19 protein-coding genes and 2 tRNA genes are annotated in these 19,600 nt (G+C 64.4%); 4 read left to right on the top strand and 17 right to left on the bottom strand.

Annotation, left to right across the window (positions count from 1 at the left end; all coding sequences use genetic code 11):
• Positions 1-13: 13 nt before the first annotated feature.
• From FHR96_RS07505 to FHR96_RS07435, 15 genes are all read right to left on the bottom strand, one after another.
• Entirely contained in the window at positions 14-1,195 is a 1,182-nt protein-coding gene (locus FHR96_RS07505) for an acyl-CoA dehydrogenase (protein WP_183387050.1), read from the bottom strand.
• Between the two features lie 96 nt (positions 1,196-1,291).
• Positions 1,292-2,533 (bottom strand): uracil-xanthine permease family protein, encoded by a 1,242-nt coding sequence (locus FHR96_RS07500; RefSeq protein ID WP_183387049.1) that lies wholly within the window; start codon positions 2,531-2,533, stop codon positions 1,292-1,294.
• A gap of 99 nt (positions 2,534-2,632) precedes the next feature.
• The gene (locus FHR96_RS07495) at positions 2,633-4,279 is read right to left on the bottom strand and encodes a glycerol-3-phosphate dehydrogenase/oxidase (protein ID WP_183387048.1); all 1,647 of its coding nucleotides are present in this window, start codon (positions 4,277-4,279) and stop codon (positions 2,633-2,635) included.
• Positions 4,280-4,441: 162 nt separating this feature from the next.
• Complete coding sequence (locus tag FHR96_RS07490) at positions 4,442-6,184, bottom strand: ABC transporter substrate-binding protein (RefSeq protein ID WP_183387047.1); 1,743 nt, start codon at positions 6,182-6,184, stop codon at positions 4,442-4,444.
• A 57-nt stretch (positions 6,185-6,241) separates the two neighbouring features.
• Positions 6,242-6,514 (bottom strand): DUF2160 domain-containing protein, encoded by a 273-nt coding sequence (locus FHR96_RS07485; RefSeq protein WP_183387046.1) that lies wholly within the window; start codon positions 6,512-6,514, stop codon positions 6,242-6,244.
• A gap of 12 nt (positions 6,515-6,526) precedes the next feature.
• Positions 6,527-7,420: a carbohydrate ABC transporter permease gene (locus FHR96_RS07480; protein WP_183387045.1), complete on the bottom strand. Its 894-nt coding sequence runs from the start codon at positions 7,418-7,420 to the stop codon at positions 6,527-6,529.
• A 1-nt stretch (position 7,421) separates the two neighbouring features.
• Positions 7,422-8,306, bottom strand: coding sequence for a carbohydrate ABC transporter permease (locus FHR96_RS07475; protein ID WP_183387044.1), 885 nt, complete (start codon positions 8,304-8,306; stop codon positions 7,422-7,424).
• Positions 8,299-9,399: an ABC transporter ATP-binding protein gene (locus tag FHR96_RS07470; protein WP_183387043.1), complete on the bottom strand. Its 1,101-nt coding sequence runs from the start codon at positions 9,397-9,399 to the stop codon at positions 8,299-8,301. The genes FHR96_RS07475 and FHR96_RS07470 overlap by 8 nt, the downstream gene beginning before the upstream one ends.
• A 1-nt stretch (position 9,400) precedes the next feature.
• A complete protein-coding gene (locus FHR96_RS07465; RefSeq protein ID WP_183387042.1) occupies positions 9,401-10,489 on the bottom strand; it encodes an ABC transporter ATP-binding protein in 1,089 nt (362 codons plus the stop codon).
• Positions 10,490-10,832: 343 nt separating this feature from the next.
• Positions 10,833-11,462, bottom strand: a complete 630-nt coding sequence (upp, locus tag FHR96_RS07460) for a uracil phosphoribosyltransferase (protein ID WP_183387041.1) — start codon at positions 11,460-11,462, stop codon at positions 10,833-10,835.
• A 134-nt stretch (positions 11,463-11,596) separates the two neighbouring features.
• On the bottom strand, positions 11,597-12,283 hold the full coding sequence (ung, locus tag FHR96_RS07455) for a uracil-DNA glycosylase (protein WP_183387040.1): 687 nt from the start codon (positions 12,281-12,283) through the stop codon (positions 11,597-11,599).
• Between the two features lie 3 nt (positions 12,284-12,286).
• A complete protein-coding gene (gene gpt / locus FHR96_RS07450) occupies positions 12,287-12,766 on the bottom strand; it encodes a xanthine phosphoribosyltransferase (RefSeq protein WP_183387039.1) in 480 nt (159 codons plus the stop codon).
• A 7-nt stretch (positions 12,767-12,773) separates the two neighbouring features.
• Positions 12,774-13,319, bottom strand: coding sequence for an adenine phosphoribosyltransferase (locus FHR96_RS07445; protein ID WP_183387038.1), 546 nt, complete (start codon positions 13,317-13,319; stop codon positions 12,774-12,776).
• 21 nt (positions 13,320-13,340) lie between these two features.
• Positions 13,341-14,645: an NCS2 family permease gene (locus FHR96_RS07440; protein ID WP_183387037.1), complete on the bottom strand. Its 1,305-nt coding sequence runs from the start codon at positions 14,643-14,645 to the stop codon at positions 13,341-13,343.
• A gap of 172 nt (positions 14,646-14,817) precedes the next feature.
• On the bottom strand, positions 14,818-15,447 hold the full coding sequence (locus FHR96_RS07435) for a riboflavin synthase subunit alpha (protein WP_183387036.1): 630 nt from the start codon (positions 15,445-15,447) through the stop codon (positions 14,818-14,820).
• Positions 15,448-15,897: 450 nt separating this feature from the next.
• Between FHR96_RS07435 and FHR96_RS07430 the strand changes: the two genes are divergently transcribed.
• From FHR96_RS07430 to FHR96_RS07415, 4 genes are all read left to right on the top strand, one after another.
• Complete coding sequence (locus FHR96_RS07430) at positions 15,898-16,947, top strand: methionine ABC transporter ATP-binding protein (RefSeq protein ID WP_183387035.1); 1,050 nt, start codon at positions 15,898-15,900, stop codon at positions 16,945-16,947.
• Positions 16,928-17,581, top strand: coding sequence for a methionine ABC transporter permease (locus FHR96_RS07425; protein ID WP_183387034.1), 654 nt, complete (start codon positions 16,928-16,930; stop codon positions 17,579-17,581). Before FHR96_RS07430 ends, FHR96_RS07425 begins: the two co-directional genes overlap by 20 nt.
• 260 nt (positions 17,582-17,841) lie before the next feature.
• Positions 17,842-18,636, top strand: a complete 795-nt coding sequence (locus tag FHR96_RS07420; RefSeq protein ID WP_183387033.1) for a MetQ/NlpA family ABC transporter substrate-binding protein — start codon at positions 17,842-17,844, stop codon at positions 18,634-18,636.
• A gap of 198 nt (positions 18,637-18,834) precedes the next feature.
• Complete coding sequence (locus FHR96_RS07415) at positions 18,835-19,290, top strand: GAF domain-containing protein (protein ID WP_183387032.1); 456 nt, start codon at positions 18,835-18,837, stop codon at positions 19,288-19,290.
• Between the two features lie 99 nt (positions 19,291-19,389).
• Here FHR96_RS07415 and FHR96_RS07410 read toward each other — a convergent pair.
• Both FHR96_RS07410 and FHR96_RS07405 read right to left on the bottom strand, forming a co-directional pair.
• Positions 19,390-19,466: transfer RNA gene (locus FHR96_RS07410), tRNA-Val, on the bottom strand.
• A gap of 15 nt (positions 19,467-19,481) precedes the next feature.
• Positions 19,482-19,558, bottom strand: a tRNA-Val gene (locus FHR96_RS07405).
• Between the last annotated feature and the right edge of the window lie 42 nt (positions 19,559-19,600).

The raw sequence follows: 19,600 nt of genomic DNA, 5'->3' as shown, positions 1-19,600 counted from the left end.
TAGTTTGTAAACCTCAGCCGGTGAACGCCTGGAGGCCGGTCTGCGCCCGCCCCAGGATCAGCGCATGAATGTCATGGGTACCCTCGTAGGTGTTGACCGCCTCGAGGTTCATGACATGGCGAATCACATGGTACTCGTCGCTGATGCCGTTGCCGCCGTGCATGTCGCGGGCCATGCGCGCGATATCCAGCGCCTTGCCGCAGTTGTTGCGCTTGATCAGCGAGATGGTCTCGGGCACCAGCTGGCCGGCATCGATCATCCGCCCCACTCGCAGCGCGGCCTGCAGGCCGAGCGCGATCTCGGTCTGCATGTCGGCGAGCTTCTTCTGGATCAGCTGGTTGGCGGCCAGCGGGCGGCCGAACTGCCGGCGGTCGAGGGTGTACTGCCGGGCGGCATGCCAGCAGGCCTCGGCGGCGCCCATGCTGCCCCAGGCGATGCCGAAGCGGGCGCGATTGAGGCACGAGAAGGGCCCCTTGAGGCCGGTAACGTCGGGAAGCCGCGCCTCGTCGCCGACCTCCACGTCTTGCAGCACGATCTGGCCGGTCACCGAGGCCCGCAGACTGAACTTGCCGTCGATCTTGGGCGCGGTCAGCCCCGCCATGCCTTTCTCCAGCACGAAGCCGCGGATCACGCCCTCCTCGTCCCGGGCCCAGACCACGAAGACATCGGCGATCGGCGCGTTGGTGATCCAGGTCTTGGTGCCGTTGAGTCGCCAGCCGCCCTCGGTGCGCACGGCGCGGGTCGACATGGCACCGGGGTCGGAGCCGTGATCGGGTTCGGTGAGCCCAAAGGCACCGACCCACTCGCCGCTGGCCAGCTTCGGCAGATAGCGCGCTTTCTGCGCCTCGCTGCCGAAGGCATGGATGGGATACATCACCAGGCTGGACTGCACGCTCATGGCGCTGCGATACCCGGAATCGACCCGCTCGACCTCGCGGGCGATCAGCCCGTAGCTGACATAGTTCATGCCGGCACAGCCGTAGCCGTCGATGGTCGCGCCCAGCAGACCGAGATCTCCCATCTCGGTCATGATCTCGCGATCGAATCGCTCGTGCCGATTGGCCTCCAGCACCCGGGGGAGCAGCTGCTCCTGGCAGTAGTCGTGGGCCGTCTGCTGCACCAGGCGCTCGTCGCCGTCGAGCTGGTCGATGAGGCGAAAGGGGTCATCCCAGGTCATGGGGGTGATCTGGCTCATGCTGGACGCTCCGTATGAATTTCTACATTCCAACAGAATGTAGACCCATACGCCCTCGTTGCCAACCCCCGGACCGCAACGGGTCCCGCACGCGAATCAGTCCTCGTCGGCCCTGGGCAGGATGGCGTTGAGCAGGATGCCCACCAGCGCCGCCAGGCCGACGCCCTGCAGGGTGAACTGCCCGCCGCCGAGCTGCATGCCACCGATGCCGAACACCAGGATCAACGACACCACCACCAGGTTGCGCGGCGCGGTCAGCGGCTTGCCGGCCCGCACCAGGGTGTTCATGCCGACCACCGCGATGGAGCCGAACAGCAGCGTCATGATGCCGCCCATCACCGGCCCGGGGATGGTCTGCAGTACGGCACCGAGCTTGCCGAGGAACGACAGCAGCACGGCGATCACCGCGGTGACCACCATGATCCGGGGATTGAAGGCACGGGTCAGGGTCACCGCCCCGGTGACCTCGGAATAGGTCGTGTTGGGCGGCCCGCCGAACAGCGCCGCCACGCTGGTGGCCAGGCCATCGCCCAGCAGGGTGCGGTGCAGCCCGGGCTTCTCGAGGTAGTTGCGGCGGGTCACCGAGCCGATGGCGATCATGTCGCCGATATGTTCCACCGCCGGCGCGATGGCCACCGGGATCATGAACAGCACCGCGGCCCAGTGAAAACTCGGCGTCACGAACTCGGGCAGCGCCAGCCAGGCCGCCTCGCGCACCGGGGAATAATCCACCACGCCCATCAGCGCGGCCAGCGCATAGCCGGTAGCGATGCCGCCGAGGATCGGGATCAGCCGGATCAGGCCGCGGCCGAATACCGCCAGCACCAGGGTCACCAGCAGGCTGGCCATGGACAGCACCATGGCCCGGCCGTAGCCGATGGCGTCGCTGGTGCCTCCGGTGGCCATGTCCACCGCCACCGGCGCCAGGGCCAGGCCGATGACCATGATCACCGGGCCCACCACCACCGGCGGCAACAGGTAGTGCAGCCAGACGGTACCCTTGAGGCGCACCACCTGCGAGATCAGCACGTAGACCAGGCCGGCGGCCAACAGCCCGCCGAGGGTCGCGGATATCCCGAAGCTCGCTACCGAGCCCTGGATGGGCGCGATGAAAGCGAACGACGAGGCCAGGAAGACCGGCACGCTGTTGCGGGTCACGGCATGAAACACCAGGGTGCCGAGGCCGGCAGTGAACAGCGCCACGTTGGGGTCGAGGCCGGTCAGCAGCGGCACCAGCACCAGCGACCCGAAGGCCACGAACAGCATCTGGGCGCCGACGATCAGGGTGCGAAGCGGTGATTCGGCCGGGGCGGTGGCAGCCGCCGTGTTGTCGCTCATGTCAAGGCTCCAGGAAGGCCAGGGGTTGGGGAAAACAGCGCGGCATTCTAGCAGCCTCCGCCGCTCGACGCCCCGGGACGCCAGGGCGCGAGCCACCGCTCAGGACATTTTCTCCCCCATCGCGGCATCGGCACCATCGCGCGTCGTCGCGGCAAAATACTCGTCCAGGCGCGCCTGAGCCTGGTCGCCGAACAGGATATCGCAGGCTTCGCGAAGTCCCGGCGAGGTGCGGATGACCTCTTCCGGCACCACCAGCGAGATCTTGGAGCGACGGCGCAGGAAGTCCTCGAGTCGAGTGACCATTTCGCGGCGACGGGTCAGCTTGAGCTCGCCACGCAGGTACTCGGTGCCTTCGATGAGGACCTCGCCCTGGCGGGGATCCTGGCGAATGTCCTCGAGCAGCTCCAGTGCCTGGGTGCCATAGCGACGCCACAGCCGCGTGCTCAAGGGCTCGGAGGCGCCCGCCGCGGTCATGGTGTCGAGCGCCATCAGGCGGGCCTGGTGCATGAACGTCTCGCGCAGCGACGCCCCGGGCTCGCCGTACCAGCGCACTTCCGGATAGGGGCATTCGATCCCGAGCCGACGCACCTCCTCCACCACTTCCTCGCCGACGTTCAGGCAGTCCGTCAGCTTGCCGCCGAAGATGCTCAGGTGACGCGTCTGCGAGTCGACGTCGATGGCATGCTTGCGGGACAGGTTGAGAAAGTCGCGCTCGCCCCCGTTGCCGGGCTTTACCGCCAACGGCCGGACACCGCAGCGGGTCGCGATGATATCGGCCTCGGTGAGCGGCTTGTCCAGCGACAGGCGCTTGTTGATGTTGTCGAGTACGAAGGTCACGTCTTGCTGGGTGATGCCGACCTCTGGAGACTCGACCCGCGTGTCGGTGGTGCCGATACAGGTGCGGGCGCCCATGGGGATCACGAAGAACAGCCGCCCGTCGTCGGCGAAGAAGGCCAGCACCCGGCGATGCTCGGTCAGCCGCGGCACGATCAGGTGAATGCCCTTGGAGAAGACATGCCGGTGCCCGGTCCGCTGGCCCGAGAGTTCATTGTGCCGGTCGACCCAGGGGCCGGCGGCATTGATCAGCACTTTCGAGCGAATCGCGAAACGGCTGCCGTCGATGCGATCCTCGACCTCGGTGACCCAGTGATCGCCCTCTCGCCTGGCGCCCAGTGACTCGACATAGTTGGCGGCCACGGTGCCGAAATCCAGCGCGCTGCGCACGAAATTGAAGACGAAGCGTGCATCGTTGTCGTGAAGATAGGCGTCGGAGTATTCGAAGCCACCGCTGGCGTGTTCTGTCGCGATGATCGGCTCCCGGGCCTTGATGTCGCGCGCCCGGAGGAAGTTCGGTCGGCGGGTGAATCCGTTGCCCATCAGCCAGTAGAGCCAGGTGCCGGCCCAGGGGTACAGGGGGTGATGGCGGAATCCTCGGTTGATGGTGGTCAGGAAACGAATCTCCTGGACCGTCGATGGATAGCTCTTGATGAGATGGTTGCGACTCTTGCACAGCTTTCGCACCAGCGCGAAATCGCCGCTTTCCATATACTTGATGCCACCCCACACCAGGTTGGACGATTGCATGCTGGTGCAGCCGGCGAAGTCGCCGCGGTCGATCAGTGCGACCCTGGCGCCCTTGCCGCTGAGCGCAGCGGCCGCCGACGCGCCATTGATTCCGCCGCCGATGACCAGGACATCGAAGACCTGCTCGGGTAGCTTGCGAAGATTGTTCTGCCGTAATTGCATGTCTGGCCCTTCTTGGAAGCAAGAAGCCCCGCCCGGAGCATGCCGAGCGGGGCCTGGGTCCCGTTCAGGCAACCGTTAACACTCGTGTTCTCGTCCCGCTCTGGAGCGGGAACAGGCAGGCCCCGTCAAGCTCGACGTCGGCCGAGCTCGACGGGCTCCCGTTCATCCACGCGTGCCGGCGGCCATCCACTCCTCCATCATCTCGTCGTAGGGCACGGTATGGCCCTGGGGCATCTCGTCATCCAGCTTGGCCTTGGGCGAGCCGGGCTGGTCGAGCCAGTATGCGGGGTCCCGCTCCTCGTTGAGATTGGGCGCGTAGCTCTCGAACACCTTCGCCCGAGCCAGGCGGGACATGATGCTGTCCAGGTCGCCGGCCAGGTTGTCGAGCGCCTCCTTCGGGGAGATGTCGCCGCTGACCGCCGGCGAGAGGTTTTCCCACCACAGCGGCGCCATGCGCGGATAGTCCGGCACGTTGGTGGAGGACGGCGTCCACTGGGACTCGTTCGGGCTCCGATAGAACTCCACCAGCCCACCGAGTTTCGGCGCCATCTCGGTCATCTGCTCGGAGAAGATGTCCGACTTGCGGATCGGCGTGAGGCCGGCCATCAGCTTCTCGAGCGAGACGGTCTTGGAGACCGTGAACTGGGCGAACAGCCAGGCAGCGGTACGACGATCCTCGGGCGTGGAATCGAAGAACGTCCAGGCCCCCACGTCCTGATAGCCGACCTTCATGCCCTCTTCCCAGTAAGGCCCGGTGGGCGACGGCGCCATGCGCCACTTGGGCGTACCGTCCTCCTCGGTCACCGGCAGCCCCGGATCGGTCATGTCGGCGGTGAAGGCGGTGTACCAGAAGATCTGCTGGGCGACGTTGCCCTGGGCCGGCACCGGGCCAGCCTCCCCGAAGGTCATGCCGCTGGCCTCCGGCGGCGCATACTGGCTGAGCCAGTCGACCATCTTGGTGACCGCGAACACCGAGGCCGGCGAGTTGGTCGCGCCACCCCGGCTCACGCTGGCGCCCACCGGCTGGCTCTGCTCGTTGACGCGAATCCCCCAGTCATCCACCGGGTTGCCGAACGGCACCCCGGGACTCCCCATGCCGGCCATCGAGAGCCAGGAGTCATGGAAGCGCCAGCCCAGCGACGGGTCGCGACGGCCATAGTCCATGTGGCCGTACACCTTGTGGCCGTCCAGCTCGCCGACATGCTCGGTGAAGAACTCGGCGATGTCCTCATAGGCCGTCCAGTTGGTCGGCACGCCGAGGTCATAGCCGTAGAGCTCCTTGAACTGATCCCGGAGGTCCTGGCGCTGGAACCAGTCGTAGCGGAACCAATAGAGATTGGCGAACTGCTGGTCGGGCAACTGATAGAGGTTGCCGTCGGGGCCGGTGCCGTACGGCAATCCGATGAAGTCGTCCAGGTCCAGCGTCGGCAGCGTGAAGTCGGCCCACTCGTTGTCCATGGCCCGCGAGATGTTCACGGTGGACCCATAGCGGATGTGGGTACCGATGGAATCGGTATCGTTGATGTAGCCATCGTAGATGTTGCGCCCTGACTGCATCTGCGTCTGCATGTTGTTCACCACATCACCCTCGCCGATGATGTTGTGAGTGAGCTTGATGCCGGTCAGCTCGCTGAAGGCCTTGGCCAGCACATCGCGTTCATAGATGTGGGTGGTCAAGCCCTCGGCGACGGTATTGATTTCCATGCCCCGGAAGGGCTCGGCCGCCTTGGCGAACCACATCAGTTCGGCGATCTGCTCATCGCGGGTCAGCGTGGACTCCTGGAAGTGCTCGTCGATCAGCCGCTCGGCGATGGCACGGGCGTCATGGTCGTCGGCGTGCAGGGCACCGCTTGTCAACATGACACCGGCAGCCAGTAGAGAGAGTCGCATTCTTGTCGATTTCATATAGACCTCTTCGTTGATGTTCGTTCGTCCTTGAACGTTCGGTTCCATCTACTTCTATCAGCCCCAGCGCATCAGGATGAGCGCCCAGAGAACGGAAATGCCCAGCGCCAGCCAGAGACTCAGTGGCGTGAACCCCACTACCATCAGGTGGATGTAGGCGGCAGACAGCAGGCCGATGAACAGCCGGTCTCCACGCGTAGTGGCAATCGGCAGGAAGCCCTTGCGCTCGATCGATGGCGAGGCGACTTCCCAGGCCGTCATCCCGGCGAGCATCGCCGCAATGACCGAAAAGAAGATCGTCGTGGGAGTGGTCCAGACCATCCATTCCATGTCATACCCTCCTCAGGTCCGGCCCAGGGCGAAACCCTTGGCGATGTGGTGACGAACGAAGTAGACGACGACGATACCGGGCAGGATGGTAAGCGCACCGGCAGCGGCCAGGGTGCCCCAGTCGATGCCCGACGCGCCCTTGGTCTGCGTCATGACCGAGGCGATGGGCTGGGCATTGGTGGCGGTCAAGGTACTGGCCAGCAGCAACTCTACCCAGGAGAACATGAACAGGAAGAACAGGGTGACGCCGATCCCCGAGCTGATCATGGGAATGAAGATCTTGACGAAGAACTTCGGGAAGCTGTAGCCATCGATGAAGGCGGTTTCATCGATCTCCTTGGGCACGCCGCTCATGAAGCCTTCCAGAATCCACACCGCCAGCGGAATGTTGAACAGGCAGTGCGCCAGCGCCACGGCAATATGCGTATCGAAGAGCCCGACCGTGTAATACAGCTGGAAGTACGGCAGCAGGAACACCGCCGGCGGTGCCATCAGGTTGGTCAGCAGCCAGAAGAACAGGTGCTTGTCACCGATGAAATGGTAACGGCTGAAGGCGTAGGCCGCCGGCAGTGCCACCACGATGGTGATCGCCATGTTCATCAGCACATAGGTGATGGAGTTCACATAGCCCATGTACCAGTTCGGCTCGGTGAAGATCTTGGCGTAGTGCTCAAGGGTGAAGGTCTCCGGCCACAGCGTCAGGCCCCCGAGGATTTCGGTATTGGACTGGAACGACATGTTGAGCAGCCAGTAGATCGGCAGCAGCACGAAGACGATGTAGGCCGCCATCAGGCCGCGACGACGCCACTGCCGGCTCGCCGGCCTTGCCTTGCGCCGCCGACGGGCATCGGCGGCAGCCGCACTCTTGCGCACGGCCTCGGGAGTGGCGGGAATCGAATCGGTCATCTCAGGCCTCCCCTTGCTTCTTGTTGTCTTTTTGCATGTTCATGATGGCGGTGTAGAACACCCAGCTGACGAGCAGGATGATCAGGAAGTAGATCAGCGAGAACGCCGCCGAGGGGCCGAGATCCTGCTGGCCGATCGCCATGGTGGTCAGCGACTGGCTCAGGAAGGTCGTCGAACTGCCGGGGCCCCCTCCGGTGAGAACGAAGGGCTCGGCATAGATCATGAAGGAGTGCATGAAGCGCAGCAGGATCCCGATCACCAGCACGTTGGTCAGCTTCGGCAGCTGGATGAAGCGGAACACGGCCCATCGGGATGCCCTGTCGATCCGTGCCGCCTGGTAATACGCATCGGGAATCGAGCGCAGCCCGCTGTAGCACAACAGGGCGATCAGCGGCGTCCAGTGCCAGACGTCCATCAGGACGATGGTCAGCCAGGCATCCACGGGGCTCGCCGTGATGTTGTATTCGTAGCCCAGCTCCCGCAGGCTCCAGCCCATCAGGCCGATGTCTCCCCGGGTGAAGATCTGCCAGATGCTGCCCACCACGTTCCAGGGAATCAGCAGCGGCATGGTGACCAGGATCAGTACCGCGGACGCCTGCCAACCCTTCTTGGGCATGAGCAGGGCGATGCCGATACCCAGCGGCACCTCGATGGCCAGCACCGTCAGCGAGAAGGCGAACTGGCGCAGCACCGCCGCATGAAGATCGGGATCGTTGAGCATTTCCCGGAACCACTCGGTACCGGTGAAGTACCGGGTGTTGGCGTCGAAGACGTCCTGGACCGAATAGTTGACCACGGTCATCAGCGGAATGATGGCCGAGAAAGCCACCAGCAAGAGCATGGGCAGGATCAACCACCAGGCGCGGTTGTTCTGGACTTTATGCATGATCGATCTCCACGCGATATTCGTCGACGTACAGGCCGAGGCGTTGGTTGGGAAAGCGCAGATAGGCGCGGTCGGCAGGAACGGCCTGATCTTCCCCGATACGGGCCTTGAGGGCGGTATCGCCCAGCCGCAGATAGAGGATCGAGTAGGTGCCCAGGTCCTGGGCATGCTCCACCGTCGCCTCCATGCCTCCCTCGACCGGCGTATCGTGTACCTCGACGAATTCGGGGCGAATGCCCAGCTTGACGTTGTGCGAGCGGGCGCCGGCGATGGCTCGGCTGACCCCGGAGCCTACGCTGAGCTCGGCGCCGTCCGTCATCACCCGCCCCTCACGCAGCGAGACGTCGAAGAAGTTCATCCCGGGACTGCCGATGAAGTAGCCGACGAAGGTATGGTTGGGCGTTTCGAACAGCTCACGGGGCGTCCCGAACTGCACCACCTGTCCCTCGTACATCACCGCAATCTTGTCGGCGAAGGTGGAAGCCTCGAGCTGGTCGTGGGTGACGTAGACCATGGTGATCTCGAAGCGCTGATGGATCTCCTTCAACTTGCGGCGCAGCTTCCACTTGAGCTGCGGATCGATCACCGTGAGCGGCTCGTCGAAGAGGATGGCCGATACGTCATCCCTCACCAGGCCACGCCCCATCGAGACCTTCTGCTTCTCGTCGGCGGTCAGGTTCCTGGCCTTGCGCTTGAGCTGCGAGGTCAACTCGAGAACGTCGGCCACTTCCATGACCCTTTCGTGCACCCGGCTTTCCGGCGTTTTCACGTTGCGCAGCGGGAAGGCCAGGTTGTCGTAGACGGTCATGGTGTCGTAGATGACGGGGAACTGGAAAACCTGGGCAATGTTCCGGGCTTCCGGCGGCAGGGCATTGACCCGCTCGCCGTCGAACAGCACGTCACCGCTCGAGGGCTCCAGCAGGCCGGAGATGATGTTGAGCAGCGTCGACTTGCCGCATCCCGAGGGACCGAGCAGCGCATAGGCACCGCCCTGATGCCAGACGTGATCCATCTCGCGGATGGCATAGTCCTCGGGCGACCGGGGGTCGGGCGAATAGGTGTGGGCCAGGGATTTCAGGGTAATCTCGGCCATGTCAGATGCCTCCCAGATGCGTCGGGATATGCACCACGGCACCTTGCCGATCGAAGGCATACACCTTGTGGGTCGGGAAGTAGAGGGTGACGGGGGCGTCGACCGGATACTCGTGGACTCCCTCCAGATGCACCGTCAGGTGGAATAGCTCGCTACGGACATGCAGGAAGGTCTCGGAACCGCTGATCTCGGCCAGATCGACGATCATCTGCACGGCGATATCGTCCTCGGCCTGGGGAACCAGAGAGATATGCGAGGCCCGAACGCCGAAGCGGTATTCGCCGGGCGGCAGCGAACGCAGATCGTCATTGAGCGGAAAGTGCAGCCTCTTGTCGAAGGTGACCTCGGCGCCGGAGACGATCCCATGCAGGATGTTGATCGGCGGTTCGGAAAACATCTCTGCGGTCGAGATGTCCCGAGGACGGTGGTAGACATCCTCGGTTCGGCCGTACTGGAGTAGCCGGCCTTCATGGAGGACCGCGGTATTGCCACCCAGCGCCAGCGCTTCGGCAGGCTCGGTCGTGGCATAGACGGCGATGCAGTTGCGCTCGCTGAAAACCGACCGCAGCTCCTCGCGGAATTCCTCGCGAAGCTTGTAGTCGAGGTTCACCAGCGGCTCGTCGAAGAGGACGATATCGGCGTCCTTGACCAGTGCCCGCCCCATGGCGGTGCGCTGCTGCTGCCCTCCCGAGAGCTCCAGCGGCAGGCGATCCAGGAATGGCTCGATATGCAGCATCTCGGCCACTTCGCGCACGCGTCGATCGATCTCGCGGCGCTCGACCTTGGCCTGCCTCAGGGGAGAAGCGATGTTGTCGTAGACGCTGAGACTCGGGTAGTTGATGAATTGCTGGTAGACCATCGAGACGTTGCGCTGGCGCACCGAACGCCTGGTGACGTCCTGGCCATCCATCAGCACTCGCCCGCGGGTCGGGGTATCGAGCCCCGCCATGAGGCGCATCAGTGAGGTCTTGCCGGACAGGGTTCGTCCCAGCAGGACGTTGAACGAGCCCGGACGAAGTTCGAGGCTGACATCATCGATATGCGTCTCACCGCCGACCACGCGATCAATGTGTTCAAGGATCAGGGACATACGGTTCTCGGCTGTTGTTATTGACGGTATTCCATGCTCATGGAAAGCACCCTAGCCGAGATTCGAATACGACCACAAATGTAAATAACCGAAAATCTTGAGCCGAGCCCAAGGATTCGCGAAGGCGCCAACCCAAGTCATTGTTTAAAGGTATTTTTATCTGCGCATTGAACTTTGGTCAAAGCGGCGGTTTCGTAGCGCTACGGGGATGAATATCGTCGAAATGTTCGCCAGTGTTCATTTCCGAACAAACCAGCACCAGCGATGGGAATGAGGGCAAGCCAAGGGGCGGCTCGCCGGAGGGAGAGCGGCCGGCGTGGAGCCGGCCGCAGATCGCAAGGGTTCAGCGGGTGCCGAAGATCTTGTCACCGGCATCTCCCAACCCGGGAACGATATAGCCATGCTCGTCCAGGTGGTCATCCACCGCGGCGGTGTAGATCTCGATCTCGGGATAGGATTCCTGCACCCGCTTGATGCCCTCCGGCGAGGCCACCAGCACGATCACCTTCATGTGCTGGCAGCCACGCTCGCGCAGCATGTCGAGGGTCGCCACCATGGTGCCCCCGGTGGCCAGCATGGGATCGATGACGATCGCCATGCGCTCGTCCAGGTCGCCCGCGAACTTGGAGAAATAGGGCACCGGCTCCAGGGTCTCCTCGTCGCGATAGAGGCCGACCACGCTGATGCGGGCACTGGGAATCAGGTCGGTGACGCCGTCCAGCATGCCGAGACCGGCTCGCAGGATGGGCACGATGGTGACCTTCTTGCCCTTGAGCTGCTGCACCGGAATCGGTTCGCCGCTCCAGCCGTCGATCTCCTGGGTCTCCAGCTCCAGGTCCTGAGTCGCCTCGTAGGTCAGCAGCTTGGCCACCTCACCGGCCAATTCACGAAAACTCTTGGTGCTGATTCCGGCTTCACGCATCAGCCCCAGCTTGTGCTGGACCAGGGGATGCTGGATGGCATGGACACTCATGGGCGGACCTCTTCGGCGGGGTGGTTCGTCGGCAAGCATAGACGCACGCGCAGCGTGCGCAAATTGCGCGCCATTCTACCCGCAAGCCGCGGCAAGGTTAAGGCGGCCGTGCCCGACCTGGGCACGGCGGGGGCTCATTCCGGCGTCGCCGGCAGCTGCCAGTCGATCGGCGCGCGGCCGTGCTCGGCAAGGAACGCGTTGGCACGCGAGAAATGATGGTTGCCGAAGAAGCCACGATGGGCCGAGAGCGGCGATGGGTGCGGCGACTCCAGCACCAGGTGCCGGCGAGTGTCGATCAGCGCCTTCTTCTGTCGGGCATGGCTGCCCCACAGCAGGAAGACGGTCGGCTCGGCGTGCTCGTTGACCGTGGCGATGGCCCGGTCGGTGAAGGTCTCCCAGCCCTTGCCGCGGTGGGAACCGGCATTGCCCTGCTCGACGGTCAACGAGGTGTTGAGCAGCAATACGCCCTGGCGCGCCCAATGCTCCAGGTGACCGTGATCGACGGGCACGAAGCCCACATCGGCGGCCAGTTCCTTGTAGATGTTGACCAGCGACGGCGGCGTGCGCACCCCGGCTCGCACCGAGAAGCACAGCCCGTGGGCCTGTCCCGGACCGTGGTAGGGATCCTGCCCCAGGATCACCACCCTGACCTGATCCAACGGGGTCAGCTCGAAGGCGCGGAACCAGTTCGAGGAATGCGGATAGATGACCTTGCGGGCCGCCTTCTCGGCGGACAGGAAGTCGCGCAGCGCCTGCATGTAGGGCGCCGCGAACTCGTCGCCGAGCCAGCGCTGCCAGCTATCGGGTAACGGACAGTTCATGATTCAGCGCTTGATCTGGTCGGCCAGGGGTTCGACATAGGCCACGCCCATGTCCCAGGGGAACTGGATCCAGCAGTCCTGCGCCACCTCGGTGAGGTACTGATCGACCAGCGGGCGCCCTTCCGGCTTGGCGTAGACGGTCACGAAATGCGCCTTGGGCAGCATCTCGCGCACCTTGCGCGCGGTCTTGCCGGTATCGACCAGATCGTCCACCAGCAGCCAGCCATCGCCGTCGTGGTCGACCCCTTTCATGACCTCGAGCTCGCCCTGATCCTTGCCGTCGTAGCTACTGATGCAGACGGTATCGATCAGCCGCACGTTGAGCTCGCGGGCAATCAGCGCGGCGGGAATCAGCCCCCCGCGAGTGATCGCGACGATGCCCTTGAAGTCGCGCTCGACCAGCCGGTGGCAGAGTTCGCGCACGTCGCGATGGAGCTGGTCCCAGGAGACGGTGAAATGCTGGTGATAGCGCTGATGGCTCATGGCGACCTCACTCATCCTCGGTGAAGGAACAGACCGCGAAGACGCTGTAGCCCGCCTCGCGAATGCGATCCGCGCCGCCCAGGTCCGGCAGATCGACGATGGTGGCGGTCTCGACCACCTGGCCGCCGCTGCGGGTGATCAGCTTGGCGGCGGCCAGCATGGTGCCGCCGGTGGCGATCAGGTCGTCGACCACCAGGATGCGGTCACCTTCGTGAAAGGCGTCGCTGTGCAGCTCGACCTCGGCTTCGCCGTATTCCAGCGTATAGGTCTCGCTGATGGTCTTGAACGGCAGCTTGCCCTTCTTGCGCACCGGCACGAAGCTGCAACCCAGCTCGTAGGCCAGCGGAGCACCGACGATGAAGCCGCGCGCATCGATGGCGGCGATGGCATCGAGATCCATCTCCTGATAGCGGTGCACGAAGCTGTCGATCAGCTTGCGGAAGGCCGCGCTGTTCTGCAGCAGCGGCGTGATATCGCGGAAGTTGACCCCCGGCTGCGGCCAGTCGGGGACGGTGCGGATGACGGACTTGATGTAGTCGCCGTAGATGCTCATCGCAATTCTCGTCGGTCAGTGTCAGTCGAGGAACAGGAACTTGGCGCAAAAGACCAGCGCCAGGATCACCACGGCCGGGTTCAGGTCGCGGAAACGCCCGGACAGGGCCTTGATGGCCGCGTAGCTGATGAAGCCCAGCGCGATGCCCTCGGCAATGGAAAAGGTCAACGGCATGGCAAGCGCAGCGATCAGTACCGGCGCCGCCTCGGTGGCGTCGTTCCAGTCGGCGTGGGCCAGGCTGCCGGCCATCAGCACCGCCACGTACAGCAGCGCGCCGGCGGTGGCGTAGGCCGGGATGGAGCCTGCCAGCGGAGAAAAGAACAGGCTGACCAGGAACAGCACGCCGACCACCACGGCGGTCAGGCCGGTGCGTCCACCGGACACGATGCCGGCGGTGGACTCGATGTAGCTGGTGGTCGTGGAGGTGCCGAGCGCAGCGCCGGCCATGGACGCCCCGCTGTCGGCCATCATGGCACGGCCGATGCGCGGCAGCTTGCCTTCCTCGTCGAGCAGGCCGCCTCGGTGGGCGACGCCGATCAGGGTGCCGGACGTGTCGAAAAGATCGACGAACAGGAAGGCGAACACCACGCTGAACATGGCGATGTCGAAGGCGCCGGCCAGGTCGAGCTGCATCAGCGTCGGAGCGATGGACGGCGGCATGGAGACGACGCCGCCGAACTCGTTGTGGCCGAGCAGGATGGCCAGCACGGTGATGCCGAGGATGCCGATCATCACCGCACCGGTCACGCGCAGGTGCGACAGCGCGGTGATCACGAAGAAGCCAAGCAGTGCATAGAGGGCCGAAGGCTGGGTCAGGTCGCCCAATGCCACATAGGTAGCCGGGTTGGCGACCACGATGCCGGCGTTCTTCAGCGCGATCATCGCCAGAAACAGGCCGATGCCGGCGGCAATCCCCAGGCGCAGCGACATGGGGATCGAGTTGATGATCCACTCGCGGATGCGGAATATGCTGAGCAGGAAGAAGGTGAGGCCGGACAGGAAGACCGCACCCAGCGCCGCCTCCCAGCTGTAGCCCATGCCCATCACCACGCCGTAGGTGAAGAAGGCGTTGAGCCCCATTCCGGGCGCCAGGGCGATGGGATAGTTGGCCCACAGGCCCATGATCAAACACCCCACGGCCGACGCCAGGCATGTCGCCACGAACACCGCGCCGTAATCCATGCCGGACTCGGAGAGGATGCTCGGGTTGACGAAGATGATATAGGCCATGGTCAGGAAGGTGGTAATCCCGGCGATGACCTCGGTCTTCACGTCGGTGCCGTGTTCGGCGAGCTTGAAGTGATTGGCGATCAGGCGTTTCGGCATGAGAGTCGTCCTACGCTGCGATGTCGCGTCCAGGGTGCGAGAAAAGCCGCACATGGTAGCGGATGGCGTCCCGGGAAGCGAGACGCCACCTGGCGAGTGCGGCACGACTCACTGATATATACGGGACCCCCGAAAGCGTGGCCAGTCGTCTGGCCAACGCAGTCTGAACGCCTCAGGCGCCCCGGGCCGCCATGACACGCTCGACCGTCTCGACGATGGCCTGGGTCTGGGGGTCGATCTCGATGTTGACCCGGTCTCCGGGCACGCGGTCTGCCAGCACGGTACGCGCCAGGGTCTCGGGGATCAGGTCGACGCAGAAACGCGGGCCGTGCCCGGTGGTGGCCTGGCGTGTCTCGCCGATGGTCAGGCTGGCACCGTCGACGCCGATATAGCCCTTGTCGAACAGGAAGCGGCCCAGCGCTCCAGGCAGCTCGAACCACAGTCGGCGATTATTGGGCGCCTCATCGATCTCGACCAGTTCCGCCGTGGCCATCACGTGACCGGACATGGCGTGGCCACCAATCTCGTCGCCGAAACGTGCCGCCCGCTCGACGTTGACCCGACCGCCCACGCCGAGCGCCCCCAGGTTGGTGACTCTCAGGGTCTCGCGCATCAAATCGAAGCTCACGCGCTCGCCGTCGATCGCCGTGACGGTCAGGCAGACACCGTTGTGGGCCACCGACGCCCCGATCTCGAGCCCGTGGCGCAGGGACTCCGGCAGCACCAGAACGTGGGTGCGGAAGGCTTCCGCCTCCTCGATGGCCACCACTTCAGCGGTACCCTGGACGATGCCTGTGAACATGCCTTTCCTCTCGTGTCGTGCCGCCCCGACGGGCAGGAAGTCGCTCAGTGTAGAAAAACGTGCCCGGTCGCGTCCATGCCGCACGCCCCAGCTCCCGCCGAGACAAGCCAAATCCGATTAGCCGAAGGCCCATGAAACAGATGATCTTGCTGCTCTTGAATCAATATCAGTGATTATCACCAACCGTGCGCTTCATGCCTGCCAACATGCACCAAAGAGTTTGACATACGTTCGTTCGAGACCTAGGATTGCGGCCACATTTTGAAGGCGCCGATTTGAACCCGGATTGCGGGCGCCGACGTCGCACGGCTTGCCAGTCGCGCGATGTGCAAGTGCAGCTAAAAGGGTGTGTCCAGCGTTGATGGCCACCCGTCAGGGTGGCCTTTTTTTATTCCCGCCCGCCACGCGCACGCCGCCCGCCCCACCCCGGCGCCACCCCTGGTGGCCCAGATGATTCGACTGCACAACGTATCCAAGACCTACTTCGCCAAGGGTAAGCGAGACGGCGTCGAGGCCCTCAAGGCCTTCGACCTGCACGTGCCCAAGGGCCAGATCCACGGCGTCATCGGCCTGTCCGGCGCCGGCAAGTCGACCCTGATCCGCTGCGTGAACCTGCTGGAGCGCCCGACGACGGGCAGCGTCACGGTGGACGGGCAAGAGCTCACCGGCCTGTCGCGAGACGCCCTCAACCAGGCGCGCCATCGCATCGGCATGATCTTCCAGCACTTCAACCTGCTGACCTCACGTACCGTCTTCGACAACGTCGCCCTGCCGCTCGAACTGATGGGCGTGAACAGGACCGAGATCCGTGAGCGCGTCACCCCGCTGCTGGAGCTGGTCGGCCTGGCCGACAAGGCCAGCCACTACCCGGCCCAGCTCTCCGGCGGCCAGAAGCAGCGGGTGGCCATCGCCCGCGCCCTGGCCAGTCGCCCCACGGTGCTGCTGTGCGACGAGGCCACCTCGGCGCTCGACCCGCACACCACCGGCTCGATCCTGGAGTTGCTGCAGGACATCAACCAGCAGCTCGGACTGACCATCCTGCTGATCACTCACGAAATGGAAGTGGTCAAGACCATCTGCCACCGGGTCAGCCTGATCTCCGGCGGCGAGCTGGTCGAAGAGGCCGACGTCGGCGACTTCTTCACCGCCCCGCGCACCCGGCTGGGACGCGAATTCCTCAACGACTTCCTGGAGCTCGAGCCGCCGCGGGCGCTGATCGAGCGCCTGGAGGAAGCGCCCGGCGCGCGCACCCACCCGGTCGTCAGGCTGGCCTTCTCCGGGGACGCCGTCTCCACCCCGCTGATCTCGCGCCTGGCACGGGAATGCGGCGTGGACGTCAGCATTCTCCAGGCCAAGGTGGAGTCGATCCAGGATCGCACCCTGGGGCTGATGATCGCCGAACTGATGGGCGACGCGGACGACACCCGCCGCGCCATCGCCTACCTGGAAACCCACGACCTGCAGGTGGAGGTGCTCGGCCATGTCCAGCGCGATGCTTGAACTGATCCTCGAGGCCACCCTCGACACCCTCTACATGGTGGCGATCTCCGGACTGATCTCGGCGGCGCTGGGCATTCCGCTCGGCGTGCTGCTCTATGTCACCCGACCGCGCCAGATCCTGGCCCAGCCGGTCGTCAACGGCGCGCTCGGCATCATCACCAATGTCGGCCGCTCGGTGCCCTTCATCATCCTGATGGTCGCGATCATTCCCTTCACCCGCGCCCTGGTCGGCTCCTCCATCGGCACCAACGCCGCCGTGGTACCGCTGACCATCGCCGCGATCCCCTTCATCGCCCGCCTGGTCGAAGGCGCCCTGAACGAGATCTCGCCCGGCCTGGTGGAAGCCGCCCAGTCCATGGGCGCCACCCCGTGGCAGATCATCGTCAAGGTGCTGCTGCCCGAGGCAAGGGGCGGCATCTTCACCGCCCTGACCGTCACCATCGTGACCCTGGTGAGCTATTCCGCCATGGCCGGCGCGGTCGGCGGCGGCGGGCTCGGCGACCTGGGCATTCGCTATGGCTACAACCGCTTCAACCCCACCATCATGCTGATCACCGTGGTGATTCTGGTGTTCATGGTCCAGGGCTTCCAGAGCCTGGGGGATTACCTGGTGCGCAAGAGCGACCACAAGTAAAGGAGGACTCTGATTTAGTGCTGCGCTCGACATCCTGGCCACCGGCGGTGCCGGTGCGCCGGCCCGGTCGTGTCTCATGTAGCGGGCTACACTCCGGAAGCTGCGCTCCGGCGGCGACCAGGCTAGGCGCCCCCGCCTGTCATCGCTCGCTACGCAAATCAGAGCCTCCGCAAGGTGACATCGAATTAATAACTGAAAGCTATTTAAGACAACCTGCTTATTACATTAATATCGAGACGAAACAGAAGGAGGCTCACTATATGCGCAACATCCTGATCGGCGGCCTCGCCGCTTCCGCCCTGACCCTGGCCATCGGCCAGGCCAACGCCGACGAGCACAGCATCAAGGTGGGCACGGTGGCAGGCCCCGAGACCGACGTCATGCAAGTCGCTGCGGACATTGCCGAGCAAGAGTACGGCCTGGACGTCGAGATCATCGAGTTCACCGACTACGTCACGCCCAATGCCGCGCTGGCCGACGGCAGCCTGGACGCCAACGCCTACCAGCACGAACCCTACATGCAGTCGATGGTCGAGGATCGCGGCTACGACTTCGCCATCGCCGGCCGCACCTTCGTCTATCCGATCGGCGCCTACTCCGAGAAGTATGACAGCATCGAGGCACTGCCGGATGGCGCCACCATCGCCCTGCCCAACGACCCGACCAACGAGGGTCGCTCGCTGATCCTGCTGCATGAAGAGGGCCTGATCACCCTGGACGACCCCAAGAACCTCGTGGCCACCCCGCTGAACATCGTCGAGAACCCGCATGACTTCGAGTTCCGCGAAATCGAGGCCGCGCAGCTGCCCCGCGTGCTGCCCGACGTGGACATGGCCTTCATCAACAACACCTTCGCCCAGCCGGCCGGCCTGAGCCTGGACGACGCCCTGATCAAGGAAGGCCCCGAGTCGCCCTACGTCAACATCATCGCCGTACGCGCCGGGGACGAGGACCGCGAGGAGATCCAGCAGCTGGTCGACGCCTACCAGACCGACGAGGTCGCCGCCAAGGCAGAGGAGCTTTTCAAGGGCGCGGCCGTCCCGGGCTGGGAATGAGGGCAAGCGGACTGCTACTGCGCTCGATATCCTGGCCGCCTACGGTGCTCGCTCTCCTCATGTAGCGGGCTACACTCCGGGAGCTGCGCTCCGGCTGCGGCCAGCCTATCCTCGCTCGTAACGCATTCCGCATTACCCTCAGGATTGAGAAGTTTGGGGCCGGCCGATGTGCCGGCCCCTGTCGTTGAAGGAGACATCATGACCGACTACGCCCTGCTCGCCCGCCAGCTCGGCGCCCTGCTGGACACCCGCGACTGGCTGACCAACAGCGCCCAGACCAGCGCCTTCATCATGCAGGAGATCCCCGAACTGAACTGGGTGGGCTTCTACCTGCAGCGCGAGCCCCAGCGACTCGACCTGGGCCCCTTCCAGGGCAAGCCAGCCTGCCACCCGATCCCCTTCAGCAAGGGCGTCTGCGGCGCAGCGGCCCGCACGCGGGAGACTCAGCGCATCGACGACGTTCACGCCGTCGCCGATCATATCGCCTGCGACGCGGCCTCACGGGCCGAGCTGGTGATTCCGGTGATGGTCGATGACCGGCTATGGGGCGTGCTCGACCTCGACAGCCCCAGGCAAGGCCGCTTCAGCGCCAACGACCAGGAAGGCCTGGAGGCACTGGTACAGGTCTTCGTCGAACACACGGATCTGAACTAGCAGCGCCCTGCCCTGCCCGGCCAACGCCAGGCAGGGCAGGCGTGCCATGCAAGCACACGAAAACGCCCCGTGCCTGGAGCACGGGGCGTTTCGGGAATCTGGTAGGACCAAGCGGATTTGAACCGCTGACCTCCACGATGTCAACGTGGCGCTCTAACCAACTGAGCTATGGTCCTGCTGCGATGTCGAGATGGTAGGACCAGGCGGATTTGAACCGCCGACCTCCACGATGTCAACGTGGCGCTCTAACCAACTGAGCTATGGTCCTACGTTTCCGGCGATGTTCGCCGTGACAACGGTTGCGTATTCT

This window comes from Halomonas organivorans, assembly GCF_014192055.1.
Classification (GTDB): Bacteria; Pseudomonadota; Gammaproteobacteria; order Pseudomonadales; family Halomonadaceae; genus Halomonas; species Halomonas organivorans.
Note: the sequence above shows the minus strand (reverse complement) of the source record. Positions and strands in the feature narration are given on the sequence as shown.

Bases quoted from the DNA above. Each gene is read 5' to 3' on its own strand.
- FHR96_RS07505 (WP_183387050.1), bottom strand. From the start codon at position 1,195: ATGAGCCAGATCACCCCCATGACCTGGGATGACCCCTTTCGCCTCATC.
- FHR96_RS07500 (WP_183387049.1), bottom strand. From the start codon at position 2,533: ATGAGCGACAACACGGCGGCTGCCACCGCCCCGGCCGAATCACCGCTT.
- FHR96_RS07495 (WP_183387048.1), bottom strand. From the start codon at position 4,279: ATGCAATTACGGCAGAACAATCTTCGCAAGCTACCCGAGCAGGTCTTC.
- FHR96_RS07490 (WP_183387047.1), bottom strand. From the start codon at position 6,184: ATGAAATCGACAAGAATGCGACTCTCTCTACTGGCTGCCGGTGTCATG.
- FHR96_RS07485 (WP_183387046.1), bottom strand. From the start codon at position 6,514: ATGGAATGGATGGTCTGGACCACTCCCACGACGATCTTCTTTTCGGTC.
- FHR96_RS07480 (WP_183387045.1), bottom strand. From the start codon at position 7,420: ATGACCGATTCGATTCCCGCCACTCCCGAGGCCGTGCGCAAGAGTGCG.
- FHR96_RS07475 (WP_183387044.1), bottom strand. From the start codon at position 8,306: ATGCATAAAGTCCAGAACAACCGCGCCTGGTGGTTGATCCTGCCCATG.
- FHR96_RS07470 (WP_183387043.1), bottom strand. From the start codon at position 9,399: ATGGCCGAGATTACCCTGAAATCCCTGGCCCACACCTATTCGCCCGAC.
- FHR96_RS07465 (WP_183387042.1), bottom strand. From the start codon at position 10,489: ATGTCCCTGATCCTTGAACACATTGATCGCGTGGTCGGCGGTGAGACG.
- upp (WP_183387041.1), bottom strand. From the start codon at position 11,462: ATGAGTGTCCATGCCATCCAGCATCCCCTGGTCCAGCACAAGCTGGGG.
- ung (WP_183387040.1), bottom strand. From the start codon at position 12,283: ATGAACTGTCCGTTACCCGATAGCTGGCAGCGCTGGCTCGGCGACGAG.
- gpt (WP_183387039.1), bottom strand. From the start codon at position 12,766: ATGAGCCATCAGCGCTATCACCAGCATTTCACCGTCTCCTGGGACCAG.
- FHR96_RS07445 (WP_183387038.1), bottom strand. From the start codon at position 13,319: ATGAGCATCTACGGCGACTACATCAAGTCCGTCATCCGCACCGTCCCC.
- FHR96_RS07440 (WP_183387037.1), bottom strand. From the start codon at position 14,645: ATGCCGAAACGCCTGATCGCCAATCACTTCAAGCTCGCCGAACACGGC.
- FHR96_RS07435 (WP_183387036.1), bottom strand. From the start codon at position 15,447: ATGTTCACAGGCATCGTCCAGGGTACCGCTGAAGTGGTGGCCATCGAG.
- FHR96_RS07430 (WP_183387035.1), top strand. From the start codon at position 15,898: ATGATTCGACTGCACAACGTATCCAAGACCTACTTCGCCAAGGGTAAG.
- FHR96_RS07425 (WP_183387034.1), top strand. From the start codon at position 16,928: ATGTCCAGCGCGATGCTTGAACTGATCCTCGAGGCCACCCTCGACACC.
- FHR96_RS07420 (WP_183387033.1), top strand. From the start codon at position 17,842: ATGCGCAACATCCTGATCGGCGGCCTCGCCGCTTCCGCCCTGACCCTG.
- FHR96_RS07415 (WP_183387032.1), top strand. From the start codon at position 18,835: ATGACCGACTACGCCCTGCTCGCCCGCCAGCTCGGCGCCCTGCTGGAC.